Origin of the sequence: Gordonia otitidis NBRC 100426, assembly GCF_000248075.1 — a bacterium.
In the GTDB taxonomy this organism is placed as follows: domain Bacteria; phylum Actinomycetota; class Actinomycetes; order Mycobacteriales; family Mycobacteriaceae; genus Gordonia; species Gordonia otitidis.
This window is the reverse complement of the sequence record NZ_BAFB01000091.1, coordinates 34,428-57,337: the sequence shown is the minus strand read 5'-3', so window position 1 is coordinate 57,337 and position 22,910 is coordinate 34,428. Positions and strand designations below refer to the sequence as shown.

The following is a 22,910-nucleotide window of genomic DNA, read 5'->3' as shown; positions in this document are numbered from 1 at the left end:
GGTTCGCAAGTGTTTACCGAAACCGGACCCTGCTCCTGAGAGGATGGATTCATGACGACCTCACGAACTGCGCGTCGGGCCGGGAAGGTCGGCCGTCCGGGCTACGACCTGGATTCGCTGCTGGCTGCGGCGGTCAAGGTGTTCAACGAGAAGGGTTACGACGGCACCAGCATGGATGTGTTGGCTGCGCGCCTGGGCTTGTCGAAGTCGTCGATCTATCACCACGTCTCCGGTAAGCAGGAGCTGCTCGAGTTAGCGCTCAATCGCGCGCTCAATGCGCTGTTCGCCGCGACCACGGAGTCGGGAGCCACGCAGGGGCGTGCGATCGACCGACTCGAATACCTGGTCAGGCGCAGCGTCGACATTCTCTCGACGGAGCTGCCGTACGTGACCCTGTTGCTGCGGGTGCGCGGGAACACCGCGGTGGAAAAGCGTGCACTCGCTCGGCGTCGAGAGTTCGACGAGTTTGTCGGCGACCTGGTCGTCGCGGCCGCGCGGGAGGGTGACATCGCAGAGGGAACGGACCCCGCGTTGGTGTCGCGCCTGCTGTTCGGAACGGTGAACTCGCTCATCGAGTGGTATCGCCCGCGGGCCGGGATCTCCTCGGAGGCGCTCGCCGACGCGGTCGTGGCGATGACCTTCGACGGACTGCGACGCAAGTAGCGGGGTCTCCCGTGGCCGTTTTGGTGCCGCTCTTGACAACTCGCGTGCCCTCTGGAGATGGTAATAACCGACCGAATGGACGGTAGAGGGAGAAAAGCGTGAGCGGTGTGCTGAAAAGCTATGCGTGTGGGAAGTGGTTCTCGGCGGAGGATGAGGGCACCCCACTGCTGAGTGCGGTGGACGCTCACGAGGTTGCCCGCATCTCGTCGACCGGTCTGGATCTGCAGGCGATGACCGACTACGCACGAGAGGTCGGAGGTCCGGCTCTGGGCGCGCTGACCTTCCACGAACGGGCTGCCCTGCTCAAGCAACTCGGCCTCATGCTGATGGCGGGTAAGGACGAGTTCTACGAACTCTCGCGTCACACCGGCGCCACCACCCGTGATTCGGGCGTCGACATCGACGGCGGGTTCGGGACGTTGCTGAGCTACGCGAGCAAAGCACGTCGCGAGTTACCCAACGACACGATCGCCCTCGACGGTGATGTCGAACCACTCGGCAAAAGGGGAACGTTCGTCGGCCAACACGTCTACACGTCACGCCGAGGAGTCGCGGTACAGATCAATGCCTTCAATTTTCCGGTCTGGGGATTCCTGGAAAAACTCGCACCGGCATTCATCGCGGGCGTGCCCTCGATAGTCAAGCCTGCGAGTCAGACCGCGTATCTCACCGAGTTGGTGTTCCGACGGATCGTCGAGAGTGGGATTCTCCCGGAGGGCTCTGTTCAGTTGCTGTGCGGCAGTGCGCGCGACCTTCTCGACCACCTCGGTGGCCAGGATTCGGTCGCGTTCACCGGTTCTGCCGACACCGCTGCGATGCTCCGTGCGCACCCAGCGGTCACGGGGACCGGTTTGCACTTCACCGCCGAAGCCGACTCGCTGAACGCATCGATTCTGGGAACCGATGTGTCAGAAGATGATCCGGAGTTCGAGCTGTACGTCAAGCAACTCGTCACGGAGATGACGGTCAAGGCGGGTCAGAAGTGTACGGCGATCCGTCGGGCGCTCGTGCCCGAGTCCCTCGTTGACGCGGTGATCGGTGCGGCGTCGACCAGACTTGGTCGCGTTGTCGTCGGTGATCCCGTGTCCGAGGGTGTGACCATGGGGGCTCTGGCGAGCGTGGAGCAGCGTGACGAAGTGCTGAAATCGCTTCGAGGACTGACCAAGTCGGCAGAGGTGGTGTTCGGCGACCCGGACCACGTCGACGTAGTGGGTGCAGACCCCGCCAAGGGTGCCTTCATGTCGCCGATCCTGCTGCGCGCCAACGACAAAGAGGCGCCAGAGCCGCACGACATCGAAGCCTTCGGTCCGGTCGCGACGGTGATCGGGTACACCGACCCTGCTGACGCTGTCTCGCTGGCGGCGCGCGGCAAGGGCAGTCTGGTCGCTTCGGTGGTGACCAAGGACGCCGCGCTCGCCGCCGAGATCGTGCGTGGACTTGCGCCGTACCACGGACGCGTGCTCGTCCTGAACGAAGAGGATGCCCGTGAGTCGACAGGGCACGGATCACCCTTGCCGGTACTCGTCCACGGGGGACCGGGCCGAGCCGGCGGCGGTGAGGAACTCGGCGGTATCCGAGGCGTGTTCCACCATATGCAGCGCACGGCGATTCAGGGCTCCCCGGATGTGGTGACCGCTGTCGGCAACCGCTGGGTCGCGGGATCTCAGCGCACCGCCTCCGAAGTACACCCCTTCCGAAAAGACCTGGGTCAGTTGATGATCGGTGACACGATCGTCGGCGGCCCCCGTCGGGTCACCCGCGCCGACATCGATCACTTCGCCGAGTTCACCGGCGACACCTTCTACGCTCACACCGATCCCGAAGCGGCAGCGGCCAATCCGCTGTTCGGTGGGATCGTCGCGCACGGCTACCTCGTCGTCTCGCTGGCAGCCGGGTTGTTCGTCGACCCGGCACCGGGGCCGGTCCTGGCCAACTTCGGCGTCGACAACCTCCGGTTCCTCACCCCGGTCAAGGCCGACGATTCGTTGACCGTCACGCTGACCGCCAAACAGATCACCCCGAGGCAGAACGCCGACTACGGTGAGGTGCGGTGGGACGCCGTGGTGACCAACCAGAACGACGACCCGGTCGCGAGCTATGACGTCCTGACGTTGGTCGCGAAACCCTGACAATCACCCGGGAGCCCTGAACGATTCAGGCAGCCTGTAGAACCGTCCAGCAAGGAGAGGCCATGACAGTACGTGTTGCGGTGTGTTACGGCGCGCCAACCGACCCGGCAGCGTTCGACGACTATTACCGGCGAGTCCACATCCCGCTCGCTCGCAAGATTCCCGGATTGTCGGGATTCACGTGGGGTAAGGCGGCGTCACTGGACGGATCGGAGCCGCCCTATTACGCGATTGCGAGTCTCTACTTTCCCGATGCCGACACCATGCGCGCGGGGCTTGCCTCGGAGGAGATGCGGGTGGCGGGAGCCGACGTGCAGAACTTCGCCACCGGTGGAGCGACCATGTTCACCCATGACGAGGAGTCGGTTCTCGGTGACTGATCAGATGTCGACGGCGGCGGTCGAGTCCGCTCCGCACGCGATCGCGCGTCGTATGTTCGCCGACGATGTCGCGTCGCGTCGGCTCGGTATCGAACTACTCGAACTCGGCGACGGGTGCGCGACGACGAGAATGACCGTCTCGGCCGACATGGTCAATGGGCACGCGATCACGCACGGCGGCTTTGTGTTCGCGCTCGCCGACACGACCTTCGCGCTGGCCTGCAACAGCCGTGACCAGTCTGCGGTCGCGGCTCGCTGCGACATCCGCTATCTCCAACCGACACGGGAGGGCGACGTCCTCGTCGCCCGGGCCACCGAGCTTCGACGATTCGGGCGCAACGGCATCTATGACGTGTCCGTGTCGTGTGGCGACACCGTCGTGGCCGAGTTCCGAGGAGACAGTCGCGTCGTCCGAATGTGACCCTCGCGGCCGCGGTTGCGGCCCTCGCTAAGCTCATCACATGGAACCCGTGTACGCCTCCGTCATCACCACCGCGCGATTGTTGTGGCTGGCCGAGGGCTTGAAGTTCAAGATCTCCGGTGTCGAGAACGTTCCGAAGAGCGGCCCGGGCGTCATCGCTCTCAACCACACGGGCTATATGGACTTCACCTACGCGGGCATCCCGGCATACCTGCAGGGCAAGCGGTATGTGCGCTTCATGGCGAAGAAGGAGGTCTTCGACAACAAGGTGTCCGGGCCCATCATGCGCGCGCTCAAGCACATCCCGGTCGATCGCTCGCATGGCGCCGAGAGCTACCACGCTGCCGTCGATTACCTCAAGCAGGGCGAACTGGTCGGGGTATACCCAGAGGCGACGATCAGTCGGAGCTTCGAACTCAAGGAGTTCAAGACCGGGGCGGCGCGCATGGCGTTGGAGGCGAACGCCCCGCTGATTCCGACGGTGATCTGGGGAGCCCAGCGCGTGTGGACCAAGGGATTCCCCAAGCGGCTCGGTCGTACCGGTTTCACGATCATGGTCGGCGTCGCCGAACCGATCGAACCGGTCGGCGATCCGGAGACATTGACAGCGCAACTGCACAAGTCGATGAGCGAGAAGCTGCTCGAACTGCAGGACGCCTACGGCGAACACCCCAAGGGTGAGTTCTGGGTGCCTGCGCGGCTGGGTGGATCGGCTCCGACACTCGAAGAGGCCAACCGCCTCGACGCCGAGGAGAAGGCAGCGCGGCGGGACGCGCGCAATGCTGAGCGCGGCGACACGCCTTCCTCGTAACTGAGCTCGACGGCACTCGGTACGTGGGTTCGCCCTGACAGGGTTCGATGCGCCCAGGTCGGGGATCGGGCAGTCCCTTCTTACACGTGTACGACGATGCTGATGTCCGGTCCGTCGCCGGGCTCGGGGATGGTTGCGCTGCAGTCGTCGCGTCCGCAATCGCACGTGAACACAGTGCTCGAGAGAAGCGCTTCTACTCTGTGCTGCGTCATCCCGCGCGTGCGGGCGATGCGTTTGGCGAGATCGGCGAAGCCGTCTGCCGATCCATTGATGCCGGTCGTGTTGTCGACGAGGCGCTCGACGAGTTCGGAAAGCATGCGGTACTGCGCCCAAGCGAGATACGACCGACCTCGATCGAGTTCGTACACGCCGATCACGAGCGCGTTCACATCGGCGCGGTCGAGGTCGGCGGGATGAGACGGCCCGATACGCTGGACCGGTGAGTTCTGAGGTCTCGGGTGCTTCGTCGTCGGATGCGACGGTGCGTTCGCGAACCGGGCGACGTCGGGAACCGGTCTTCCGCATCCTCGAGTTGATTGCAGCGGGCATCATCCGCGGCCAGAAGATGGACCTTCGACTCGATGGCCTCGACAACATCCCTGCCGACGGAGGTGCCGTGCTCGTGATCAACCACACGAGCTACGTCGACTTCCTACCGGCGGCCTATGGCGTGTACCGTGCGGGCCGTCGCACGCGTTTCATGATCAAGTCCGAGATGATGGACATCAGGATCATGCGCTTCCTCATCACCCACACGGGGACCGTGCCCGTCGACCGGTCGCAGGGTTCGGCTGCCTATCGGGCTGCGGTGTCGTCGCTACGCAACGGAGAGATCGTCGCGGTGTATCCGGAGGCGACGATCAGCAGGAGCTTCGAACTGAAGGAGTTCAAAACCGGTGCGGTCCGTATGGCAGCGGAAGCGGGGGTGCCATTGATCCCCAGCATCGTGTGGGGAGCGCAGCGGCAGTGGACCAAAGGCGGCAAACGTGACATCGGACGCAGTGGCATACCGGTCGCTGTCAGATTCGGTACGCCGATGCCTGTCGCGGCAGACGCCGATCCGGAGCAGGCCACGACCCGGTTGAGAGACGCGATGCGCGAGCTACTGACACGCGTGCAAGACGAGTACGGTCCTCATCCGCGGGGTGAGTTCTGGGTGCCGCACCGACTGGGCGGTTCGGCGCCGACTCCCGAGGAGGCGGCCGTCATCGAGAAAGAAGAAGCAGAGCGCAAGGCTGCGGCCCGCGCACGAAAGGCCAACGGTGAGTGACGCATCCGCAGTGACGAACGGCGAAACGCCCATCGGATTCGACGGGCAGCCGACCCTGATCGCCAGCGATGTCGACGGGACCCTGATCGACGATCAGAACACGGTGTCGCCCTTCACAATCGATGTTCTCGGGGCTGCATGTTCTGCCGGTGCCGAGTTCGTCCTGGCGACCGGGCGTCCACCACGCTGGATCGCGGAGATCACCGACCAGTTCCCGGGATCCGCGGTGAACGTGCGGTACGCCGTGTGCGCCAACGGCGCGATCATCTACGACGTCGCGCACGATCGGATCGTGCACTCGTCGCTGCTCCAGACCGATCAACTCGCCGTGCTGCGTGAAGTCATCGCCCGTCGGCTACCGGACGCCGGTGTGGCGGGCGAGCGCGTCGGATCGTCGGAGTTCGACGCTGCGACACCGCCGTTCGTCGCGACCGCAGGGTATCGACATGCGTGGCTCAACCCGGATCACGTCGAGGTCGGTGACGATGAGGTCTACTCCGAGCCGGTGGTAAAACTCCTTGTCAGGCAGCCTGATCTGACGAGTGGTGACATGGCGCAGCGTCTGCGTGCGGAGGTCCGAGGGTTGGCGCAGGTCACCTTCTCCACCGACAACGGACTCATCGAACTGTCCGTACCCGACACGCACAAGGCATCGGGCTTGCAGAAACTCATCGACCTCGCAGGGCTTTCCGGCGAGCGCACAGTGACTTTCGGCGACATGCCGAATGACGTCGAGATGCTCACCTGGGCCGGGCACGGAGTCGCGATGGGCCATGCACATCCCGCAGCCATTGCTGCTGCCGACGAGGTCACAGTCGGAAACAACGAGGACGGCGTCGCGCGGGTGCTGGCGCGGTGGTTCGCCTGAGGAGAGTTTGTCGCACACGTTCGCTGTATCGCGGAGTGTCCGTCGAACGGCGTACGCCAGCAATTTAGGTGTCCGCATTACCCTTTTAGCGCGAATGATCTGGACGTTAGAGTGGCAGTGCCCGGTACCTCTCGCTATTGGAAGTCCGCCATGGATCATGTTGGCGCCCCGCTTTCGACCCTGCCACCTCCGGCTGCGCTCAATATGCCCCGTCTGAATCAGTTCCGACTGCTCAGTGATCTCAACGCCGCGTCGGAGGTGTGTCGCGAACGCGCGCCGGTGGTCGAGATGAAGTTCGTGCCCGCCAGGATCTATCCGCCCGCAGTGTTCGTCACGTCCCCGCAGGGGGCGCGTGATGTGCTCGGGGCAGGTCCCGGCGTCATGGACAAGCGCGCGCCGATCTTTGTCGAGGGGCGAAAGTGGATGGGCGAAAACATGTTCAACCTTCCCGATGATGAGTGGCTACCCCGGCGAAGAACGGTACAACCGCTGTTCACCAAGCAGAGCGTGCGAGAGTTTGCATGCCACATGACTTCTGCCGTGTCGGCGGTTGAACACCAGTGGGTCGACGCCGACGTGATCGACCTCGACCGCGAATGTCGGCAGATCACGATCAATGCTCTCAGTCGCGCAGTGCTCGGCACTCATTTCGAGGCCACCCCCGAGATCGAACGCGATATACGGACGATATTGAGCCGGGCCACCGCTCGTGCGGTGCGACCCGTCAACGCGCCGATGTGGTCGCCTTCGTCCGCACAGCGCCGTGCAAAGAAAGCGCGTGATCGGCTGCGAGCCTTGGCCTCAGGCATCGTGTCGCAGTGTGTGGCCGATGGCGGGGTCGACGCACCCCTTGTTCGCCGATTGCTCAGTGAAACGGACGCTCAGACCGGCCAACCGCTCGACGCCGCTGCCGTTGCCGACGAACTACTCGTCTACCTCGTAGCCGGTCATGACACCACCGCGACCAACCTGACGTACGCACTGTGGCAGCTCGGAAGGAATCCTCTACTACAGGAAGCTGTACGTTCCGAGGTCTCTCTCGCCTGTGCTGACGAGGTGAGTGTCGAGGATATTCCGGCATTGCAGTTGACCGCCCGGGTGCTGCACGAGGCGTTGCGTTTGTGCCCACCCGCCTCTCTCGTGTCCAGACTGGCAATGGAGGATGTGGAGGTCGATGGCTATCGTGTGGCCGCCGGATCGAACTGTGTGGTCGGGGTCTTCGCGATTCAGCGAGATCCGAAGTTGTGGGATCAGCCAACCACATTCGACCCTGATCGCTTCACTGGAGACTGGCACAGATCGATAGACCGTTGGCAGTACCTCCCTTTCGGAGCGGGACGCCGCTCGTGCATCGGTGGCCATTTCGCCATGCTGGAGGCGACGATTGTCTTGGCGTCGATCGTGCGGTCGTTTGACATCAGCTCCGTCGGAGACGACTTCCCGATGGCTGTGCCGTTCACCAACGTTGCGGCCGCGCCGATTCCGGCCCGGTTGAGACGGTTGCCGGACTAGCGACACCGTGCGTGCTCACCCGACCCGCGGTGTCAGCTCAGTCCGAGTGCGTACGCTCCGATGAAGGCGCGGACGGCGTCGGAGTTCGGCGGGTGAAAACTGCCTGCGCGGACGTCGCGGTAGAGCCGTTCCAACTCGTTACGACGATGCAGCGCACCGGCTCCCGCGATCTCGAGCGCAAGGTCAGTGACCTGGCGTGCGACGCGGGTGCTGTTCTCCTTCGCTGCGAACAGGCGGAGGAGGGCACGGTCACCGAGATCCTCTCCGGCGGTGAGTGATTTGGTGAGGTCGTCGAGTGCTCCGGTCACGGCTTCGAGCGCCAGCTCTGCCTCCGCAACGTGATATTGCGTGAACGGCTTGTGTGCCACCGTCTCACCGTCGAGGCTGAGTGCACTCCTGGACGTCGCCGACGCTATGGCGAGATCCAGTGCACGACGCGCTATTCCGGCATAAATGTTGCCGAGCGCGGGTAGTACCCAGGGGAAGATACCCGCGATGTATCCCGTTGGCTGCTTGACCGAGGTCGACGATGCCGACCGTGCGTTCGTGTGGCACGAACACGTCGTCGAGCAGGGTGTCGTGACTGGCCGTGGCTCGAACGCCGAGGGTGTCCCAGGTTTCGACCGTCGTGACGCCGGATTCGCCGCGCGGGACAAAGGTGTGCACGATCTTCGGGTGTTGCGGGTCTGAGTCGTCGCGGGCGTGCACTCCGAGCCAATCCCAGGCAGGGGACAGTGAGGTGAAGATCTTCCGGCCGCTGATGCGGTAGCCGCCTTCGACCGGTGTCGCGATCGTCGTCGAATCGTCGATGACGAGGTCGTTGCCGGGTTCGCCGTGTCCTGCCGCGATGACCCTGCCCGCCGCGACTTCGTCGGCAAGCCAGGAGACCTTCGAATTGCCCTGTGCGAGCTGATCTGTGATCGGGCCGACCCAGTACAGGTGCATGTTGATCCCGAGGGCTGTGGCCGGCGCGAATGTCGCGAGTCGACGTTGCTCCGTGTTGAGTTGGTGCAGTGACAAGCCGAGCCCACCGCGTTCGACGGGCAGTGTCGCGCGTAGGTAACCGAGTTCGGAAAGGTCGGCGAGGTCGTCGGCGAAGAAGGTGTTGTCGCGATCGTGGGCGACGGCGCGCTCACGGAAACGCTCGAGGGTGTCCTCTGGGATCACCCAGGTGTCGACGGGCTGGATGGTTGTCATGGCTGCTCCTTCGGTGTGCGTTGGTGCTGTCGGCGAGAGATCCGGTGCCCTCGGCGTGCGATCCGGCGCCCTCGGCGCGAAATGCGGTGCCCTCGGCGCGAAATGCGGTGCCCTCGGCGTCGGGGGTGGTGCTGTCGGCGTGAAATACGGTGCCCTCGGCGTCGGGTGCGGTGCTGTCGGCGCGGTCAGTCGAAGAACTGGTCGTCGGGACGTACTTGCAGCGCGATGCTGAAGCGATTGGCAGCTGCGAACGCCGCGACGACCTCGATGGCCTCGTAGATGGCGCCGTCGTCGAGTCCCAGGTTGCGCAGGCTGTCCAGATCGTTGTCGGAGATGTCATTCGGGCGAGCCGAGAGGGTGGCGGCGAAGTCGGCGAGAACCCGCTGGCGTGGGGTGAGTTCGCGGACCTCGCGGTAGTCGACGGCGATCCTCGTACCGAGTTTCTTGTCTCCGAGAGCCTCGCCGAGGCTGACCGCGTGGTTGAGGCGGCAGTAGGAGCAGCCGTTCTCGGCGGAGCTCACCGTGGCGATCAACTCACGGTCGGGATAGGGGAGCAGCCCCGAACTGGGATCGAGCAGTCCGAGGATGTAGGCGTTGAAACGCGCCGCGTGGGCTCCGCCCAGGGCGAATGCGCGCACCCAATTGGGTATGTAGCCCACTTGCCGCTCGATGGAACGGATCTGCCGTTGGAGATCGTCGGGCAGTGCATCGATCTCCGGCACCGTGAGGCGCGAGATCTGGGTGCGGGGAGAAGCGTCGAGCGTGTCGGTCATCAGCTGTTCCTTGTCGTGTGGGCGGATCGCGAAACGTGCGGTGCTGTGGGTGTGAACCGTGCTGCCGTTGGCGTGAAACCGGGTGCCGTCGGCGTCGAATCCGTCGGTGTCGGTGTCGGGCGGCTCCCACTGCGGTGCGTCGAACGCTAGGGAACGGCATCCGCTGCCGACAGGTTAAGAACTGCTGCGATCACAACCGGGGCACGCACAGTCGGCGGTAGGGGGCGCACAGTCGGCGGCAGGGGGCGCACAGTCGGCGGCAGGGGGCGCACAGTCGGCGGCAGGGAGCGCACAGTCGGCGGTAGGGAGCGCACAGTCGGCGGCAGGGAGCGCACAGTCGGCGGCAGGGAGCGCACAGTCGGCGGCGCGGGGCGCGGGATTCGTGACGGGGTTGTTATGCCCTGAGGTTGGTATTCGGGAGAAGAATCACTATGGTCACATAAGTCCCATCAGTAACATCTGTAACAGACCTCATCGAGGAGTGTCTGCCCAACTGCGCGCTGGAGGTGCGGACAGCCGTGAGCATCCGACTGTCGAATCCGTTCGTCTCCCGGGCGCGGCCAGGGAGACGGCGTCATCGAACATCGTCCTTGGTCGTGTGCGCGGTGGCGCCTGCGCTGCTGGTCGGGGGAGTGGTCGCCGGCGACGGTCTCTCGCACCGCTCCGACATCGGCCTCGTTGCCGAGTCCTCGGTGACCCTGATCGGTCACGGACACGGGCACGGCCGCGGTATGGGCCAGTGGGGCGCGTACGGATACGCGAAGAAGGGCTGGTCGGCCGCGAAGATCCTGCAGCACTTCTACGGGGGGACGACGCTCGGCAAGACCGACAAGCCCGATATCACCGTCGGATTGAGTCGGCAGTCGGCGGTGAACGTCCGGGCTGACGCAGGTGCCCGCGTGGGCAACGTCCAGGTGAGCCCTGGCCAAGCGATCAGCATCTCCGGTGGCACCGCGACCATCACCAACGGCTGCGGCGGTGGTGTCGTACGGACGGTGCCCGCGACATTCGTCGATCCCGCGAATCCGGCTCCCGGACGCGCGGGCAACGAACTCCTCAAGTTCTGCGGCTCCAATGCCGCGTATCGCGGTTCGCTGGGCTTCGACGGCGGGCGCGTCGTGAACAAGCTCAACATCGACGACTACGTCAAGGGCGTGATCGCCAAGGAGAGCATCCCGGGCTGGGGCGACGCGGGCGGCATGGAAGCACTCAAGGCGCAGGCTGTCGTCGCGCGTAGCTACGCGTTGGCGGCGATTGCCGGAGGCAAGAAGATCGACGACACGCAGAACTCGCAGATGTATGGCGGGGTCGCTGGTGAGGATCCGCGAACCAATCGTGCCGCCGACGAGACAGCCGGGCAGATACTGCGCCAGAACGGACAACCCGCATTCACCGAGTTCTCTGCGTCGACCGGTGGGTACACCGCGGGCGGGCGTTTCCCCGCCGTCGTCGACGAGGGCGATGTGATTGCGCCGGAACACAACTGGACCGCAGACGTGAGTGCGTCGAGTATCGCGTCGGCCTTCGGTGTCGGTGCACTTCGTAGTTTCGAGGTGATCGAGGCCAACGGACTCGGCCCCGAAAACGGGCGTGCGTTGCGCGTGCGGGTGTCAGGGTCGGGCGGCACGGTGGAGGCGACGGGTGAAGACGTCCGGACCAAACTGCAGCTCAAGTCGTCGTGGTTCTCGGTGAAGGGACAGACCAGTAAGCCGAAGATCGTCACACCGCCGACGTCGCCCGGAGGTGGTGCCGGACTCGGCTCGGCCGACCTCGGTTCGCTGATCCCGGACTCGCTGACCGGCCTTGCCGACAACCTCGTGCCCGGATCGTCGAAGCTGCTGGGGATCGCGACCGACGCCATGAACGGGAAATTCGGCGACCTCGGCGGCGTGACCGGTCCGCTCGGTCAGGCCATCGGCGTACCCACGCTCACGCCCGACGGCGCGGGGGTCACACAGCTGTTCCAGAAGGGCATGATGTTCTTCAGTCAGCAGACCGGCGCACACGTGCTGGCAGGCAAGGGACTGTCCGATTTCCAGGAGCGCGGCGGAGTACCCGTGCTCGGGTTCCCGCGCGCCGATCGGCTGAGGTGACCTCAGCGGGTGTGCGCGAGGGTCACTCGGGCCCGGCGTCGACGACCTGGCGCGCGATGTCGACGAGCTTGGTGTTGGAGTCCTGGGACAGACGTGCGAGCAGGCTGAACGCCTGATCGGCGCCGAGCCCGTAGCGCTCCATCAGCATTCCCTTTGCCTGGCCGATCAGGTCACGCGAGCTCAGTGCGGTCCGGAGTTGCTCCTTCTCGCGAACCGCGGAGAACACCGTCGCGGTATGAGCAGCGAACAGCTGTCCGAGCGCGCGCGTTTCGTCGTCGAACGCGTTCGCGGTGGTGCTGTGCAGGTTGAGGGCACCGCGCTCCTCGCCCGCGATGTACAGGCAGAAGCAGGCCATCGATCCGATGCCGAGGTCGGCTGCCGCTGCGCAGAACTTGGGCCACCTCTCCTCGTGACGCATGTCGTCGATCCAGATCGTCGTGTCGTCGGTCGCCGACCGGAGGCAGGGGCCCTCACCGAGTTCCTGCTGCAACGCGTCCGACGCCGCCGCGATCTCACCGATCATCACCGGCGTCTCCACCTGACCGCGGCACACGAGTGTGACGCTCGCGTAGTCGGAGCCGATCGTCTCGGCGGCAGCCTTCGTGAACAGGCGCAGCAACATGTCGCTGTCACTGCTCTCCGTCTGCAACTGCGCGACGAGGCGAGCGACCTCGGAACTCTTTCGGGCGATGTCGGAGCCCGTCCACGTGGTCTGCGAACTCGCCTCGGACGTGACGTCAGTCAATGCCGCATTCCTTCCAGCCGCACTTCACTTCGAGAAGTGGTCCTCAGCCGAAAACATACTCCGTACCCGCAGAAGGTGAGAGGTGATGGAGGTGCCGAGGACCGGTTGTGGACTGTCGCTCGGGCCGCGTGGGCGCTTCTGGTCGGCGAACGATCGCGCCGCAGCATTCTTCACGGCCATCACGGTCGACGAGACCGGGACCGTCTGCACTCGGTGCCAGGGAATGGTCTCGTCGCCCGGGTGAGCCCAGTACCACAGCCAGATCGGATACATCCACAGTTGGAGTCCACGGGGCTTGGCCACTCGCATCGCGGACCGACCGACAGCCTCGTGATCGGCCTCCCCGTCGTGGTCCCACACCGCCAGCACGCCGTTGCGGACGCCGGGACTCTCATCGAGGGTGTCGCGGATCATCGCGTCGAGGCAATCGGGGTGCTGTGCCAGCGTTCCCGAATGCAGACCGCCCCACCGGGGGAGATCGAGGCCCAACAGCACCGACGCGGTGTCGAGTTCGAGGTGGCGGCGGTTGGCCAACTGCTCGGGGGACCCCGGATGCGCGGCGTGACCGTCGGAGACACAGATCGTCACCACGTCGATGCCCTGCGACGCTGCAGCGTGTACGAGGCCGCCGGCGCCGAGGATCTCATCGTCGGGATGAGCGGCCACGACGACCAGACGATCGATGTCGAACATCACCTCGGGCCAGGCCTGACCGGACAACCAGGCCAGCCACTCCGGCTCGGCGGTGCCGAACGACGTCGGAACCGTACGCGAACTCGGTGCGGGGAAGAAGCGAGTCATCGGCGTCCTGGGGGGAATCGGGACGTCGGAGTTCTGGATGGGGACGGGGACGGGGGTGGCGCTGGGTGGGGTCATTGGCGGACTCCTGCCGGGAGTTGCGCAATCTTCGCTGTACAGGGACGTACACGGTGGCGTTGCAAATGTCGTCGTACAGGTGGCGTTGCACAAGATTCAGCGAGCCGATCTCTACAGCCCAATACTCGGAGTATACGGCCCTTGGCCAGCCTTGATCGGGCCGTCGCTGCAGATCACAGTCCCGCATGCCCATCGAGGGTCGTGGCGCGACGACCCGCGTGTGTCGAAGAGCTCGTCGCTGTGTCCGTTACCCTGAACACCCGTGGCCACCAATAGCAACGTCGCGTCGAACCCTGCCGTCGATCTGATCGTCGTCGGGTCCGGGTTCTTCGGCCTGACCATCGCCGAGCGTGCAGCGACACAACTCGGCAAGCGCGTCCTGGTGGTCGAGCGCAGGTCACACATCGGCGGCAACGCCTACTCCGAACCCGAACCCGAGACCGGCATCGAGGTGCACAAGTACGGAGCACACCTGTTCCACACGTCGAACAAGAAGGTGTGGGACTACGTCAACCGGTTCACCGACTTCACGGGCTATCAGCATCGGGTCTTCGCGATGCACGGCGGCCAGGCGTACCAGTTCCCCATGGGACTAGGACTGGTCTCGCAGTTCTTCGGTAGGTATTACAGCCCCGACGAGGCGCGCGAACTCATAGCCGAGCAGTCCAGCGAGATCGACACCAAGGACGCCAAGAACCTCGAGGAGAAGGCGATCAGCCTGATCGGCCGACCGCTCTACGAGGCGTTCATCAAGGCCTACACGGCCAAACAGTGGCAGACCGACCCGAAGAACCTGCCCGCGTCGAACATCACGCGGCTACCGGTCCGCTACACCTTCGACAACCGCTACTTCAACGACACCTACGAGGGACTGCCGGTCGAGGGCTACACCGCGTGGCTGGAGAACATGGCTGCCGACGAGCGCATCGAGGTGCGCCTCGACACCGACTGGTTCGCCGTGCGTGACGAGATTCGCGCCGCCAACCCCGATGCCCCTGTCGTCTACACCGGTCCGCTCGACCGGTACTTCGACTACTCGGCGGGGCGTCTCGGCTGGCGCACCCTGGACTTCGAGACCGAGGTCCTGCCCACGGGAGACTTCCAGGGAACCCCGGTGATGAACTACAACGACGCCGACGTCCCCTTCACGCGTATCCACGAGTTCCGGCACTTCCATCCCGAGCGGAAGAACTACCCGACGGACAAGACCGTCATCATGCGCGAGTTCAGCCGATTCGCGAACGACGACGACGAGCCGTACTACCCCATCAACACCCCGGAGGACCGCGACAAGCTCGCTGCCTACCGAGAACTGGCCAAGACCGAGACCGCGGATGCCAAGGTGCTGTTCGGCGGTCGGCTCGGCACCTATCAATACCTGGACATGCACATGGCGATCGCAAGTGCGCTCACCATGTACGAGAACACGCTGGCGCCGCACCTGGCCGACGGTGCGCCGCTGGCGGAGGCGGAGTAGATGAGCGTGACTGTTTCGAACGAGACGACCGAGCGCGGCGCGACCCCGGTGACCGATACGGCGCAGGCGCCGACCGAACCCGACTCGAAGGCCGTCGAACTGCTGCAGCGGGTGATCTTCCCGCGTCCGGGTGAGCCCATCGACGTGCGCTCGCTCTATCAGGTGGAATCGGACAACAACACACGTCGCGCCCACGCCCCGACGCGGACGTCGGTGCTGCTCGCCGCCGAGTCCGAGGTGAGCTTCGAGACGTACTTCAACGCGTTCGCGGCGTCGTATTGGCGACGCTGGTCGGTCCTGAAGTCGGTGGTGCTGCGCGTCGAGGTCCGTGGTACGTGCCGCGTCGACCTGTACCGCTCGAAGGTCGACGGCTCGCGCATCGGCATCGGTGGTGATCTGGTGCTCACCGACGAAAACGGTTATGGCGTCCTCGAATTCGAACTCGACCTGGGGCCATTCGAGGACGGCGGCTGGATCTGGTTCGACGTCACCACCGATACCGACACCGAGATCGTCTCGGCGGGTTGGTATTCGGCAGTAGCGGCCGCGACCGGCCCGGAGACCAAGCGCGTCACCGTCGGCATCCCGACCTTCAACCGGCCGACCGACGCGGTCAATGCACTCGCGGCGCTCACGTCGGATCCGTTGGTGGACGGGGTGATCGACGCGGTGCTGATGCCCGACCAGGGTACGCGCAACGTCGTCGACGAGCCGGGCTACGACGAGGCCGCCGCCGCACTGGGCGACCGGCTGCACATCTTCGACCAGGGAAACCTCGGCGGTTCCGGTGGCTACGCACGCATCATGTACGAGGCGCTGCGGCTCACCGACAGCCCGTACATCCTGTACATGGACGACGACATCGCGATCGAGCCCGATTCCATCCTGCGCGCTCTGGCGATGTCACGATTTGCCAAGACCCCCATGCTCGTCGGCGGGCAGATGCTCAATCTGCAGGACCGCAGTCACCTGCATTCGATGGGTGAGGTGATCAACCACCACACGTTCATGTGGACGGCCGCCCCGTTCGTCGACTACGACCACGATTTCGCGAGATACCCTCTCCGCGACCGGGAGAACTCCAAGAACCTGCACCGACGCATCGACGTCGAGGGCAACGGTTGGTGGATGTGCATGATCCCGCGCGAGTGCGCGGAGCAGATCGGTCTGCCGATGCCGTTGTTCATCAAGTGGGACGACTGGGAGTACGCGCTGCGCGCCGCCAAGGCCGGATATCCGACCGCCACCATCCCGGGTATCGCGATCTGGCACATGGCCTGGAGTGACAAGGACGACGCCATTGACTGGCAGGCCTACTTCCATCTGCGCAATCGGCTGGTGGTCGCGGCCGTCCACCACGACGGACCGATCAAGGGCATTCTGCAGTCGATGGTCAAGGCGACTGCAAAACATCTTCTGAGCCTTGAATATTCGACGGTGGCGATTCAGAACGAAGCGATCCGCGATTTCCTCGCCGGACCCGACCACATCCGCGACCTACTGCCGACCGCGCTCCCCAAGATCGCGGAGATGCGCAAGCAGTACCCCGACGCGGTCGTGTTGCCCTCGGCGACCGAACTGCCCCGAACCAGCGGCGAGGCAACGCATCTCGGTGTCAACGTGCCGACCAACCCGGTGAGCAAGCTCAAGGCGCTCGCGGCGTCGGTGGTCAACAACCTGCGCCCGGCCGACCCTCGTCATCACGAGGTGCCGCAAGCCAATTACCCGCCCATCGAGGCCCGCTGGTTCTCGCTGGGCCGAGTCGACGGCGTCACGGTGACCACCGCGGACGGCCGGGGAGTGGTCTATCGGCAACGCGATCGCGACAAGATGATCGCGCTCGCACGCGAATCGGCCGCGCTGGTGCGCGAACTCAACGAGAGGTTCCCCGAGATGGCACAGCGCTACCGTGCCGCTCACCAGGAACTGACCAGTAAGGAGAGCTGGGCGGGTGTCTTCGGAATTGAGTGACCCAGGCGAAGCCAGTAGCGCGGAGTCGAGCAGCACGGGGGAACCGACCGGCGCTGCACCAGGTGATCGTGAGGTCGCCGAGCGTGACGCGTTGGACAGTCGCGAGGTCGACGCGTTGATCGCGATCCAGGACGCGCTCTACGACCGACCGGGAGTACTTCCCGCGGCACGCGCTCTCTCGCATTTCGGCGAGCACTCCCTCGGCTGGCTGGCGATCTCGGGAATCGGCTACGTTGTGGCCCGCCGTCGTGGTGACTCGGTCGCGACGCGACGTTGGGTCGAGGCAGGTGTCGGCGCATTCGGAACGCACGCCGCGTCGGTGATCATCAAACGCATCGTCCGCAGGCCCCGCCCGCACGATCCGAGGATTCGTATCGGTGTCTCGACGCCGAGCAAGCTGAGCTTCCCGTCGTCGCATGCGACGTCGACCACTGCCGCCGCGATCCTGATCGGTCGGGCCGCCGGATTGCCGCCCTACCTGCTACCCGCGGTTCTGGTGCCACCTATGCTCACGTCGCGACTTGTGCTCGGAGTGCATTACCCGAGCGATGTCGCCGCGGGAGCTGCGCTCGGGGCACTGGGTGCGGGGGCCGTCGTCGGCGGTGACACACTTCTCGAGCGTGCATCGCGAACGGTTGCCGGGCATCCGCGCGCCACTCGCACCGCGCGTGTGGCGGCCCGAGCCGGCGCGATTGCGCTCCTGCCCGGGCAGACCGCACGCACAGCGGCCGCGTGGGTGATCAGGAACCGAGGAGAGGCATGAGCGAGGAGCCCATCGAGCACGACAAGAAGGTCGGCCCACCCAAGAACCGGGTCGACGGGCTGATCAAGGCGCTGCGCCCGCGACAGTGGGTCAAGAACGTCCTGGTCCTCGCGGCACCTCTGGCCGCGGGCAGCATCACCGACGTCCACGTGCTCGGCCGCGCGGCGATCGCCTTCGTGGCCTTCTGCCTCGCAGCGTCGTGCATCTATCTGATCAACGACGCCATCGACGTCGATTCCGATCGCAATCACCCGACCAAGCGGTACCGCCCGATCGCGGCAGGCGTCGTGCCGGTCAAGCTGGCGTACGTGCTGGCCGTGGTGCTCGGCATCGCGTCGCTGTTGATCGCGTACTCGGCGAACTGGCAGACCGCGGTGGTCATCGCCGTCTACCTGGTGATTCAGCTCGGCTACTGCTTCGGGCTCAAGAATCAGCCCGTCATCGACATCTGCATCGTCTCGTCGGGCTTCCTGTTGCGCGCGATCGCCGGTGGTACCGCGACCGACATCAAGCTCTCGCAGTGGTTCTTGCTGGTCATGGCGTTCGGATCGCTGTTCATGGCTGCGGGCAAGCGCTACGCCGAACTGGTGCTCGCCGAGCGCACCGGCGCCAAGATCCGGAAGTCGCTGCAGTACTACACCACCAGCTATCTGCGCTTTGTGTGGACGCTCTCGGCAACGCTCGTCGTCGCGTTCTACGGGTTGTGGGCATTCGACAAGAATTCCGGACACGACACCAACGTCTGGTATGCCATCTCGATGGTTCCGTTCACCATCGCGATTCTGCGGTACGCAGTGGTCGTGGACGGCGGTACCGCCGGCGAGCCGGAAGAGATCGCCTTCGGCGACCGCATTCTGCAGATCCTGGCTCTGGCCTGGATCGTCTGCGTGGGTGTCGCGGTCTATGCCGTCTGACGTTCGCGACGAGCCCGCTCGCGCGGGTAGGCACAGACTTCGCGAGATCCCCACCGCACACATCACCGACCACGACGTCGCCGGCATCCGCCCAGCCGACAGAACTGCGCGGGATCTCGGCACGGACGACACCACGGTCATCGGTGCTGTCGACATGGACGACACCATGATCATCGATGCCCTGGACGGGGAATCCGATGCCGTCGGCGCCGAATCGGGTGCCCTCGACGCGAAACCGGGTGCCGTGGCCGGGGAATCCGGTGCCCTCGACGCGGAATCCGGTGCCCTCGACGAGGGACCGGGTGCTGTCGGCGACGGGCCGCCCCCGGGCGGTGGCCGTCGGCGATTTCTGTCGTCGTGGGGCCCCCGCGAGTGGACCGCGTCGATCAGCTTCCTGATCGGTGCCGTCGCGGTCACGACCTTCTTCGCCATCGGTGCCTGGCAACGCAGGTGGATCGCCGACGACGGTCTTATCGTGCTGCGCACCCTGCGCAATCTGTTCGCAGGCAACGGCCCGGTGTTCAACGCGGGCGAGCGTGTCGAGGCCAACACCTCGACGGCGTGGACGTATCTGCTGTGGTTCTGGGCGTGGGTTACCGACGGTCAGCTGGAGTACGTCGCGCTCTGGGTGGCGTTGGTGTTGTCGGTGTCGGCGATCCCGATCGCGATGTACGGCACGGCTCGTCTACTCGGTCCCCGCATCAGTGGTCCGGCCGCGAGCGGGATCACGCTGCTGTTGCCGCTCGGCGCGATCGTGTACATCGCGATCCCGCCCGCTCGCGATTTCGCGACGAGTGGTCTGGAGAACGGACTCTGCATCTTCTGGGTCGCGGTGCTGTGGTGCCTGCTGATCGCGTGGAGTCGACGACGGCCGGACAGCGCTGCTCATGCCGAGACCGCAGAGCGTCCCGGCACGAGGTATCGAGGGACGGCGGCAACGCTGTTCCTCGCCTTCTGGGCGGGGCTCGCCCCGCTGATCCGTCCCGAACTGACCGTGATCGGTGGCATCGCGCTCGTGCTCGTGTTCCTGGCGCCGCTGTCGTGGCGGATGCGCGTCGGCGTCGCACTCTGCGCCGCGGTGCTGCCGGTCGGCTACCAGATATTCCGGATGGGGTACTACGCGCTGCTGGTGCCGAACCCTGCCGTCGCAAAGGATGCGAGCGGCTCCAAGTGGCATCAGGGCTTCATCTATCTCGGTAACCTCTTCGGGCCGTACACGCTCGTGCTTCCCGTCATCATGGCGATCCTCGCGGGAGTGTTGGTGACCGTCGGCGTGCGGGCGAACAGGCGTCGACAGGCCGACGTCGCCACGAATACCGGTTCGGCTGATGCGACCGGCCGCCCGACCGTCCGCGAGCGCTTGGCCGGATGGTCCCGTGGACTCCAGACCCCGACGACCGTCACGGTCGCGGTCGTTCTCGGAGGGCTCGTGGTCGGCGTCTACTGGCTGCGCCAGGGCGGCGATTTCATGCACGGCCGAGTACTCCTCACGCCGCTGTTCACGCTTCTGCTGCCGGTCATGGTCGTACCGCTGTCGGTGCCCGCTCTCGCCGACATGCGCGCAGCAGTCGGCCGCGGCGTCGACGCCGCCCGAGATCGCGACCGACGTCGTCGGGCGTGGGTCCAACTCGGTGGCGCGGTCGTGATGGCCGCACTGTGGGTCACCACACTCGTCTGGGCGATCGTCTGCCACGAGAAGGTCCTGCCCAACGCGGGCATCGACATCGGTCGCAGCGGGATCGTCGACGAACGTCGGTTCTATGTGACCAACATGGGCAACGAGAACCCTGTCACCGCTGCCGATTACCTCGACTATCCGCGCATGCGGGCGATGGTCGAGCGGATCGACGAGTACAGGACCCAGGGTGGCGTGATCCTCCCGTCGAACAACTACGACGAGTGGTACGTGGCCAAGCTGCCCGACAACACTCCGCAGGACAAGCGCAAGGCCACCGTGTACTTCCTCAACCTGGGGATGACGAGCATGAACGCGCCGCTCGATGTCCGAGTGATCGATCAGATGGGCCTCGCGTACCCGATCGCCGCGCACACCGAGCGTCTCGAGGACGGCCGGATCGGACACGACAAGAATCTCCCCGCGGAGTGGGTCGTCGCGGAGGCCGGCGCCTATCCCAGGTGGCCGGTGCTGCCGGGCTTCCTCGACGAGGACGTCGTCGCCCAGGCGCGCGAGGCGCTCACCTGTCAGCAGACCGTGGACAGGATCGAGTCGTACAAGGACACCTGGTCGATCGAGAGATTCAAGAAGAATCTCTCCGAGTCGTTCGGCTTCACCGACTATCGGATTCAACGCAATCCGGAGTACGAGCTGCAGCGCTGCGGTCTACCGATTCCGCCCCGACTCCACCCGAGATGAGCGTCACAGTTGCGCGCATCGTCGAGCGACTTCTGTGCAGGTCACGCGTCTGATCCCGTGTGCGGGGTACAGGCGATTTGTCCTGTTATGTATCGGATAGGTAACGTCCAACCCTGATAAAGCGATGAGAGATGAGACCGGCGGTAGAGGTCGATCGGCTCCGCGTCGACGTCGAGAGACGTGAGATGTGGTGGCGGTCACGCTGATTGTCAGTGTGTTCGCCTATGCAATAGGCTCCCGAATCGTTGTGCATTGCATACGAGCGGTGTGCTCCACGCACCGTGTGCGATGTGTCGCGCATGAGGTGGATGGTTGTTGATTCGGGGAACCCGCGCCGATTGGTTGATATCGCGCACGTAACGATCTGGTGCCTGGTGTGTCCTGTGGGACACATGGGGACTGGTAACAGAGGAGAGTTTGGTCGATGGGAGTAGCGGTGAGGTCGGGATCATCCGTATCCGGAACGCGCGGCAGATTCCGGCTTCGTAGCCGGTTGGTGGCGGTGACCGTCGCGTTGATGACTGTGGCGGGCCTGGCGTCGGTCATCAGCGGTGCAGGTACTGCGGATGCACGCGTCAACGGCACGCCTGCGGGCAAGAGCGAGTGGTGGATCGATGCCTGTGGCATGCCAACCAATGGCGCCTTCGGCAACAAGTCGATGGCCCCGGGCAAGGTCAAGGTGCGTTCGTGGTTCAAGCCGGGCAACACCCGCACCGTCGTGCTGCTCGACGGCATGCGTGCCCAGTACGACTTCTCGGGCTGGGAGATCAACACCAACGTCCAGGAGCTCGTCAATCAAGGCGTGAACGTGGTCGAGCCGATCGGCGGACCCGCCAGCTTCTACACCGACTGGAACGCGCCCAGTAACTTCAACGGCCAGCAGCGCCGGTACATGTGGGAGTGCGTGATCCAGAACCGTCTGGTTCCGGCTCTGCGCGGCAAGGGCTTCAAGGGCAAGGGCGGCAAGTTCGCCATCATGGGCATCTCGTCCGGCGGTAATGCCGCCCTCGTGCTGGCAGCCAAGCGTCCCGACCTGTACTACGCGGCTGGCTCGCTGTCGGGTTACGACTTCCTGAGCGCTCCCGGCATGCACACGATGCTCCGTCTGGCCATGCTCGACGTCGATCCCAAGCCGTGGAACGTCGACGCGATGTGGGGACCGCCGTGGGATCAGCGTTGGTACGACAACGATCCGTTCATGCTGATCAACCGGATGCATCACCTCAAGGTGTTCACCGGGTCGGGCAACGGACTCTTCGGCCGCTACAACGCGCTTCCGAACGTCTTCGACGACCTGTTCAAGGGGTCGACGCTCGAGGTGCTGGCACTGGCGCAGCGCAAGGCCTTCGAGGTCGCGGCGTTCACCCAGGGCATCAACCTCATGACCTACGACGCCAACGGCACCCACGCGTGGGGCTACTGGCAGGACATGGTGTGGAACGCCTACCAGCGAGGCTTCTTCCGCTGATCTGATCAGCGCAGGCACGTGCACGCGACCCCGACCGGTATTCCGGTCGGGGTCGCGTCGTCTGCACTGTGATCCGTATCAGATCCCATACGCATCACAAGTCACAGAAATCTCACCCGCCTCAGCGCGTCGCGCGTGGAATCGGCGTCGGAGAGGGTAAGAAACACCTGAGGCTAAACGTGGCTAGTGGGACTCGTGTGATCTC

The 22,910-nt window shown here is 64.9% G+C and carries 21 protein-coding genes; 15 read left to right on the top strand and 6 right to left on the bottom strand.

Annotation, left to right across the window (positions count from 1 at the left end; all coding sequences use genetic code 11):
• The first annotated feature begins 51 nt into the window (after positions 1-51).
• The 5 genes from GOOTI_RS09095 (at position 52) to GOOTI_RS09075 (ending at position 4,404) form a co-directional block, all read left to right on the top strand.
• A complete protein-coding gene (locus tag GOOTI_RS09095; RefSeq protein WP_007238290.1) occupies positions 52-663 on the top strand; it encodes a TetR/AcrR family transcriptional regulator in 612 nt (203 codons plus the stop codon).
• A gap of 98 nt (positions 664-761) precedes the next feature.
• A complete protein-coding gene (gene paaZ / locus GOOTI_RS09090) occupies positions 762-2,792 on the top strand; it encodes a phenylacetic acid degradation bifunctional protein PaaZ (protein WP_007238289.1) in 2,031 nt (676 codons plus the stop codon).
• A 62-nt stretch (positions 2,793-2,854) separates the two neighbouring features.
• Entirely contained in the window at positions 2,855-3,172 is a 318-nt protein-coding gene (locus GOOTI_RS09085) for an EthD family reductase (protein WP_007238288.1), read from the top strand.
• 52 nt (positions 3,173-3,224) lie between these two features.
• Positions 3,225-3,593 carry a hydroxyphenylacetyl-CoA thioesterase PaaI gene (gene paaI / locus GOOTI_RS09080; RefSeq protein ID WP_373279019.1) on the top strand — a complete coding sequence of 123 codons (369 nt, stop codon included), beginning with the start codon at positions 3,225-3,227 and terminating at the stop codon, positions 3,591-3,593.
• Between the two features lie 40 nt (positions 3,594-3,633).
• On the top strand, positions 3,634-4,404 hold the full coding sequence (locus GOOTI_RS09075) for a lysophospholipid acyltransferase family protein (protein WP_007238286.1): 771 nt from the start codon (positions 3,634-3,636) through the stop codon (positions 4,402-4,404).
• A gap of 80 nt (positions 4,405-4,484) precedes the next feature.
• On the opposite strand, the gene GOOTI_RS09070 is transcribed toward GOOTI_RS09075, so the two are convergent.
• Positions 4,485-4,793, bottom strand: coding sequence for a hypothetical protein (locus tag GOOTI_RS09070; protein WP_007238285.1), 309 nt, complete (start codon positions 4,791-4,793; stop codon positions 4,485-4,487).
• Positions 4,794-4,843: 50 nt separating this feature from the next.
• On the opposite strand from GOOTI_RS09070, the gene GOOTI_RS09065 reads away from it, so the two are divergent.
• From GOOTI_RS09065 to GOOTI_RS09055, 3 genes are all read left to right on the top strand, one after another.
• A complete protein-coding gene (locus GOOTI_RS09065) occupies positions 4,844-5,674 on the top strand; it encodes a lysophospholipid acyltransferase family protein (protein ID WP_007238284.1) in 831 nt (276 codons plus the stop codon).
• Positions 5,667-6,542, top strand: coding sequence for a Cof-type HAD-IIB family hydrolase (locus GOOTI_RS09060; protein ID WP_007238283.1), 876 nt, complete (start codon positions 5,667-5,669; stop codon positions 6,540-6,542). Before GOOTI_RS09065 ends, GOOTI_RS09060 begins: the two co-directional genes overlap by 8 nt.
• A 204-nt stretch (positions 6,543-6,746) precedes the next feature.
• Positions 6,747-8,054: a cytochrome P450 gene (locus GOOTI_RS09055; RefSeq protein WP_051997919.1), complete on the top strand. Its 1,308-nt coding sequence runs from the start codon at positions 6,747-6,749 to the stop codon at positions 8,052-8,054.
• Between the two features lie 32 nt (positions 8,055-8,086).
• Here the strand turns inward: GOOTI_RS09055 and GOOTI_RS26755 are convergent, their stop codons facing one another.
• The 3 genes from GOOTI_RS26755 to GOOTI_RS09045 form a co-directional block, all read right to left on the bottom strand.
• Positions 8,087-8,470, bottom strand: a complete 384-nt coding sequence (locus GOOTI_RS26755; protein WP_233425460.1) for an acyl-CoA dehydrogenase family protein — start codon at positions 8,468-8,470, stop codon at positions 8,087-8,089.
• Positions 8,427-9,251, bottom strand: coding sequence for an acyl-CoA dehydrogenase family protein (locus GOOTI_RS09050; RefSeq protein ID WP_007238280.1), 825 nt, complete (start codon positions 9,249-9,251; stop codon positions 8,427-8,429). The genes GOOTI_RS26755 and GOOTI_RS09050 overlap by 44 nt, the downstream gene beginning before the upstream one ends.
• 185 nt (positions 9,252-9,436) lie before the next feature.
• On the bottom strand, positions 9,437-10,024 hold the full coding sequence (locus GOOTI_RS09045; protein ID WP_007238279.1) for a peroxidase-related enzyme: 588 nt from the start codon (positions 10,022-10,024) through the stop codon (positions 9,437-9,439).
• A gap of 605 nt (positions 10,025-10,629) precedes the next feature.
• On the opposite strand from GOOTI_RS09045, the gene GOOTI_RS09040 reads away from it, so the two are divergent.
• Positions 10,630-12,117: a SpoIID/LytB domain-containing protein gene (locus GOOTI_RS09040; protein WP_007238277.1), complete on the top strand. Its 1,488-nt coding sequence runs from the start codon at positions 10,630-10,632 to the stop codon at positions 12,115-12,117.
• Positions 12,118-12,139: 22 nt separating this feature from the next.
• Here GOOTI_RS09040 and GOOTI_RS09035 read toward each other — a convergent pair whose 3' ends face one another.
• Both GOOTI_RS09035 and GOOTI_RS09030 read right to left on the bottom strand, forming a co-directional pair.
• Positions 12,140-12,862, bottom strand: coding sequence for a GAF and ANTAR domain-containing protein (locus tag GOOTI_RS09035; protein WP_007238276.1), 723 nt, complete (start codon positions 12,860-12,862; stop codon positions 12,140-12,142).
• Between the two features lie 24 nt (positions 12,863-12,886).
• Entirely contained in the window at positions 12,887-13,738 is an 852-nt protein-coding gene (locus GOOTI_RS09030) for a PIG-L deacetylase family protein (protein ID WP_007238275.1), read from the bottom strand.
• Positions 13,739-14,000: 262 nt separating this feature from the next.
• On the opposite strand from GOOTI_RS09030, the gene glf reads away from it, so the two are divergent.
• The 6 genes from glf to GOOTI_RS09000 all read left to right on the top strand — a co-directional run bounded on the left by glf (position 14,001) and on the right by GOOTI_RS09000 (position 22,705).
• A complete protein-coding gene (glf, locus tag GOOTI_RS09025) occupies positions 14,001-15,215 on the top strand; it encodes a UDP-galactopyranose mutase (RefSeq protein ID WP_007238274.1) in 1,215 nt (404 codons plus the stop codon).
• Positions 15,216-17,186, top strand: coding sequence for a glycosyltransferase (locus GOOTI_RS09020; protein WP_007238273.1), 1,971 nt, complete (start codon positions 15,216-15,218; stop codon positions 17,184-17,186).
• Complete coding sequence (locus tag GOOTI_RS09015; RefSeq protein WP_007238272.1) at positions 17,167-17,949, top strand: phosphatase PAP2 family protein; 783 nt, start codon at positions 17,167-17,169, stop codon at positions 17,947-17,949. Before GOOTI_RS09020 ends, GOOTI_RS09015 begins: the two co-directional genes overlap by 20 nt.
• The gene (locus GOOTI_RS09010; protein ID WP_007238271.1) at positions 17,946-18,863 is read left to right on the top strand and encodes a decaprenyl-phosphate phosphoribosyltransferase; all 918 of its coding nucleotides are present in this window, start codon (positions 17,946-17,948) and stop codon (positions 18,861-18,863) included. Before GOOTI_RS09015 ends, GOOTI_RS09010 begins: the two co-directional genes overlap by 4 nt.
• Complete coding sequence (locus GOOTI_RS09005; protein ID WP_051997918.1) at positions 18,853-21,237, top strand: arabinofuranosyltransferase AftB family protein; 2,385 nt, start codon at positions 18,853-18,855, stop codon at positions 21,235-21,237. The genes GOOTI_RS09010 and GOOTI_RS09005 overlap by 11 nt, the downstream gene beginning before the upstream one ends.
• A 424-nt stretch (positions 21,238-21,661) precedes the next feature.
• On the top strand, positions 21,662-22,705 hold the full coding sequence (locus GOOTI_RS09000; RefSeq protein ID WP_039993810.1) for an alpha/beta hydrolase: 1,044 nt from the start codon (positions 21,662-21,664) through the stop codon (positions 22,703-22,705).
• Positions 22,706-22,910 lie beyond the last annotated feature (205 nt).

Bases quoted from the DNA above. Each gene is read 5' to 3' on its own strand.
- GOOTI_RS09000 (WP_039993810.1), top strand. From the start codon at position 21,662: ATGGGAGTAGCGGTGAGGTCGGGATCATCCGTATCCGGAACGCGCGGC.
- GOOTI_RS09095 (WP_007238290.1), top strand. From the start codon at position 52: ATGACGACCTCACGAACTGCGCGTCGGGCCGGGAAGGTCGGCCGTCCG.
- GOOTI_RS09085 (WP_007238288.1), top strand. From the start codon at position 2,855: ATGACAGTACGTGTTGCGGTGTGTTACGGCGCGCCAACCGACCCGGCA.
- GOOTI_RS09050 (WP_007238280.1), bottom strand. From the start codon at position 9,251: ATGACAACCATCCAGCCCGTCGACACCTGGGTGATCCCAGAGGACACC.
- GOOTI_RS09030 (WP_007238275.1), bottom strand. From the start codon at position 13,738: ATGACCCCACCCAGCGCCACCCCCGTCCCCGTCCCCATCCAGAACTCC.
- GOOTI_RS09075 (WP_007238286.1), top strand. From the start codon at position 3,634: ATGGAACCCGTGTACGCCTCCGTCATCACCACCGCGCGATTGTTGTGG.
- GOOTI_RS09045 (WP_007238279.1), bottom strand. From the start codon at position 10,024: ATGACCGACACGCTCGACGCTTCTCCCCGCACCCAGATCTCGCGCCTC.
- GOOTI_RS09005 (WP_051997918.1), top strand. From the start codon at position 18,853: ATGCCGTCTGACGTTCGCGACGAGCCCGCTCGCGCGGGTAGGCACAGA.
- GOOTI_RS09010 (WP_007238271.1), top strand. From the start codon at position 17,946: ATGAGCGAGGAGCCCATCGAGCACGACAAGAAGGTCGGCCCACCCAAG.
- GOOTI_RS09055 (WP_051997919.1), top strand. From the start codon at position 6,747: ATGCCCCGTCTGAATCAGTTCCGACTGCTCAGTGATCTCAACGCCGCG.
- paaI (WP_373279019.1), top strand. From the start codon at position 3,225: ATGTTCGCCGACGATGTCGCGTCGCGTCGGCTCGGTATCGAACTACTC.
- GOOTI_RS09020 (WP_007238273.1), top strand. From the start codon at position 15,216: ATGAGCGTGACTGTTTCGAACGAGACGACCGAGCGCGGCGCGACCCCG.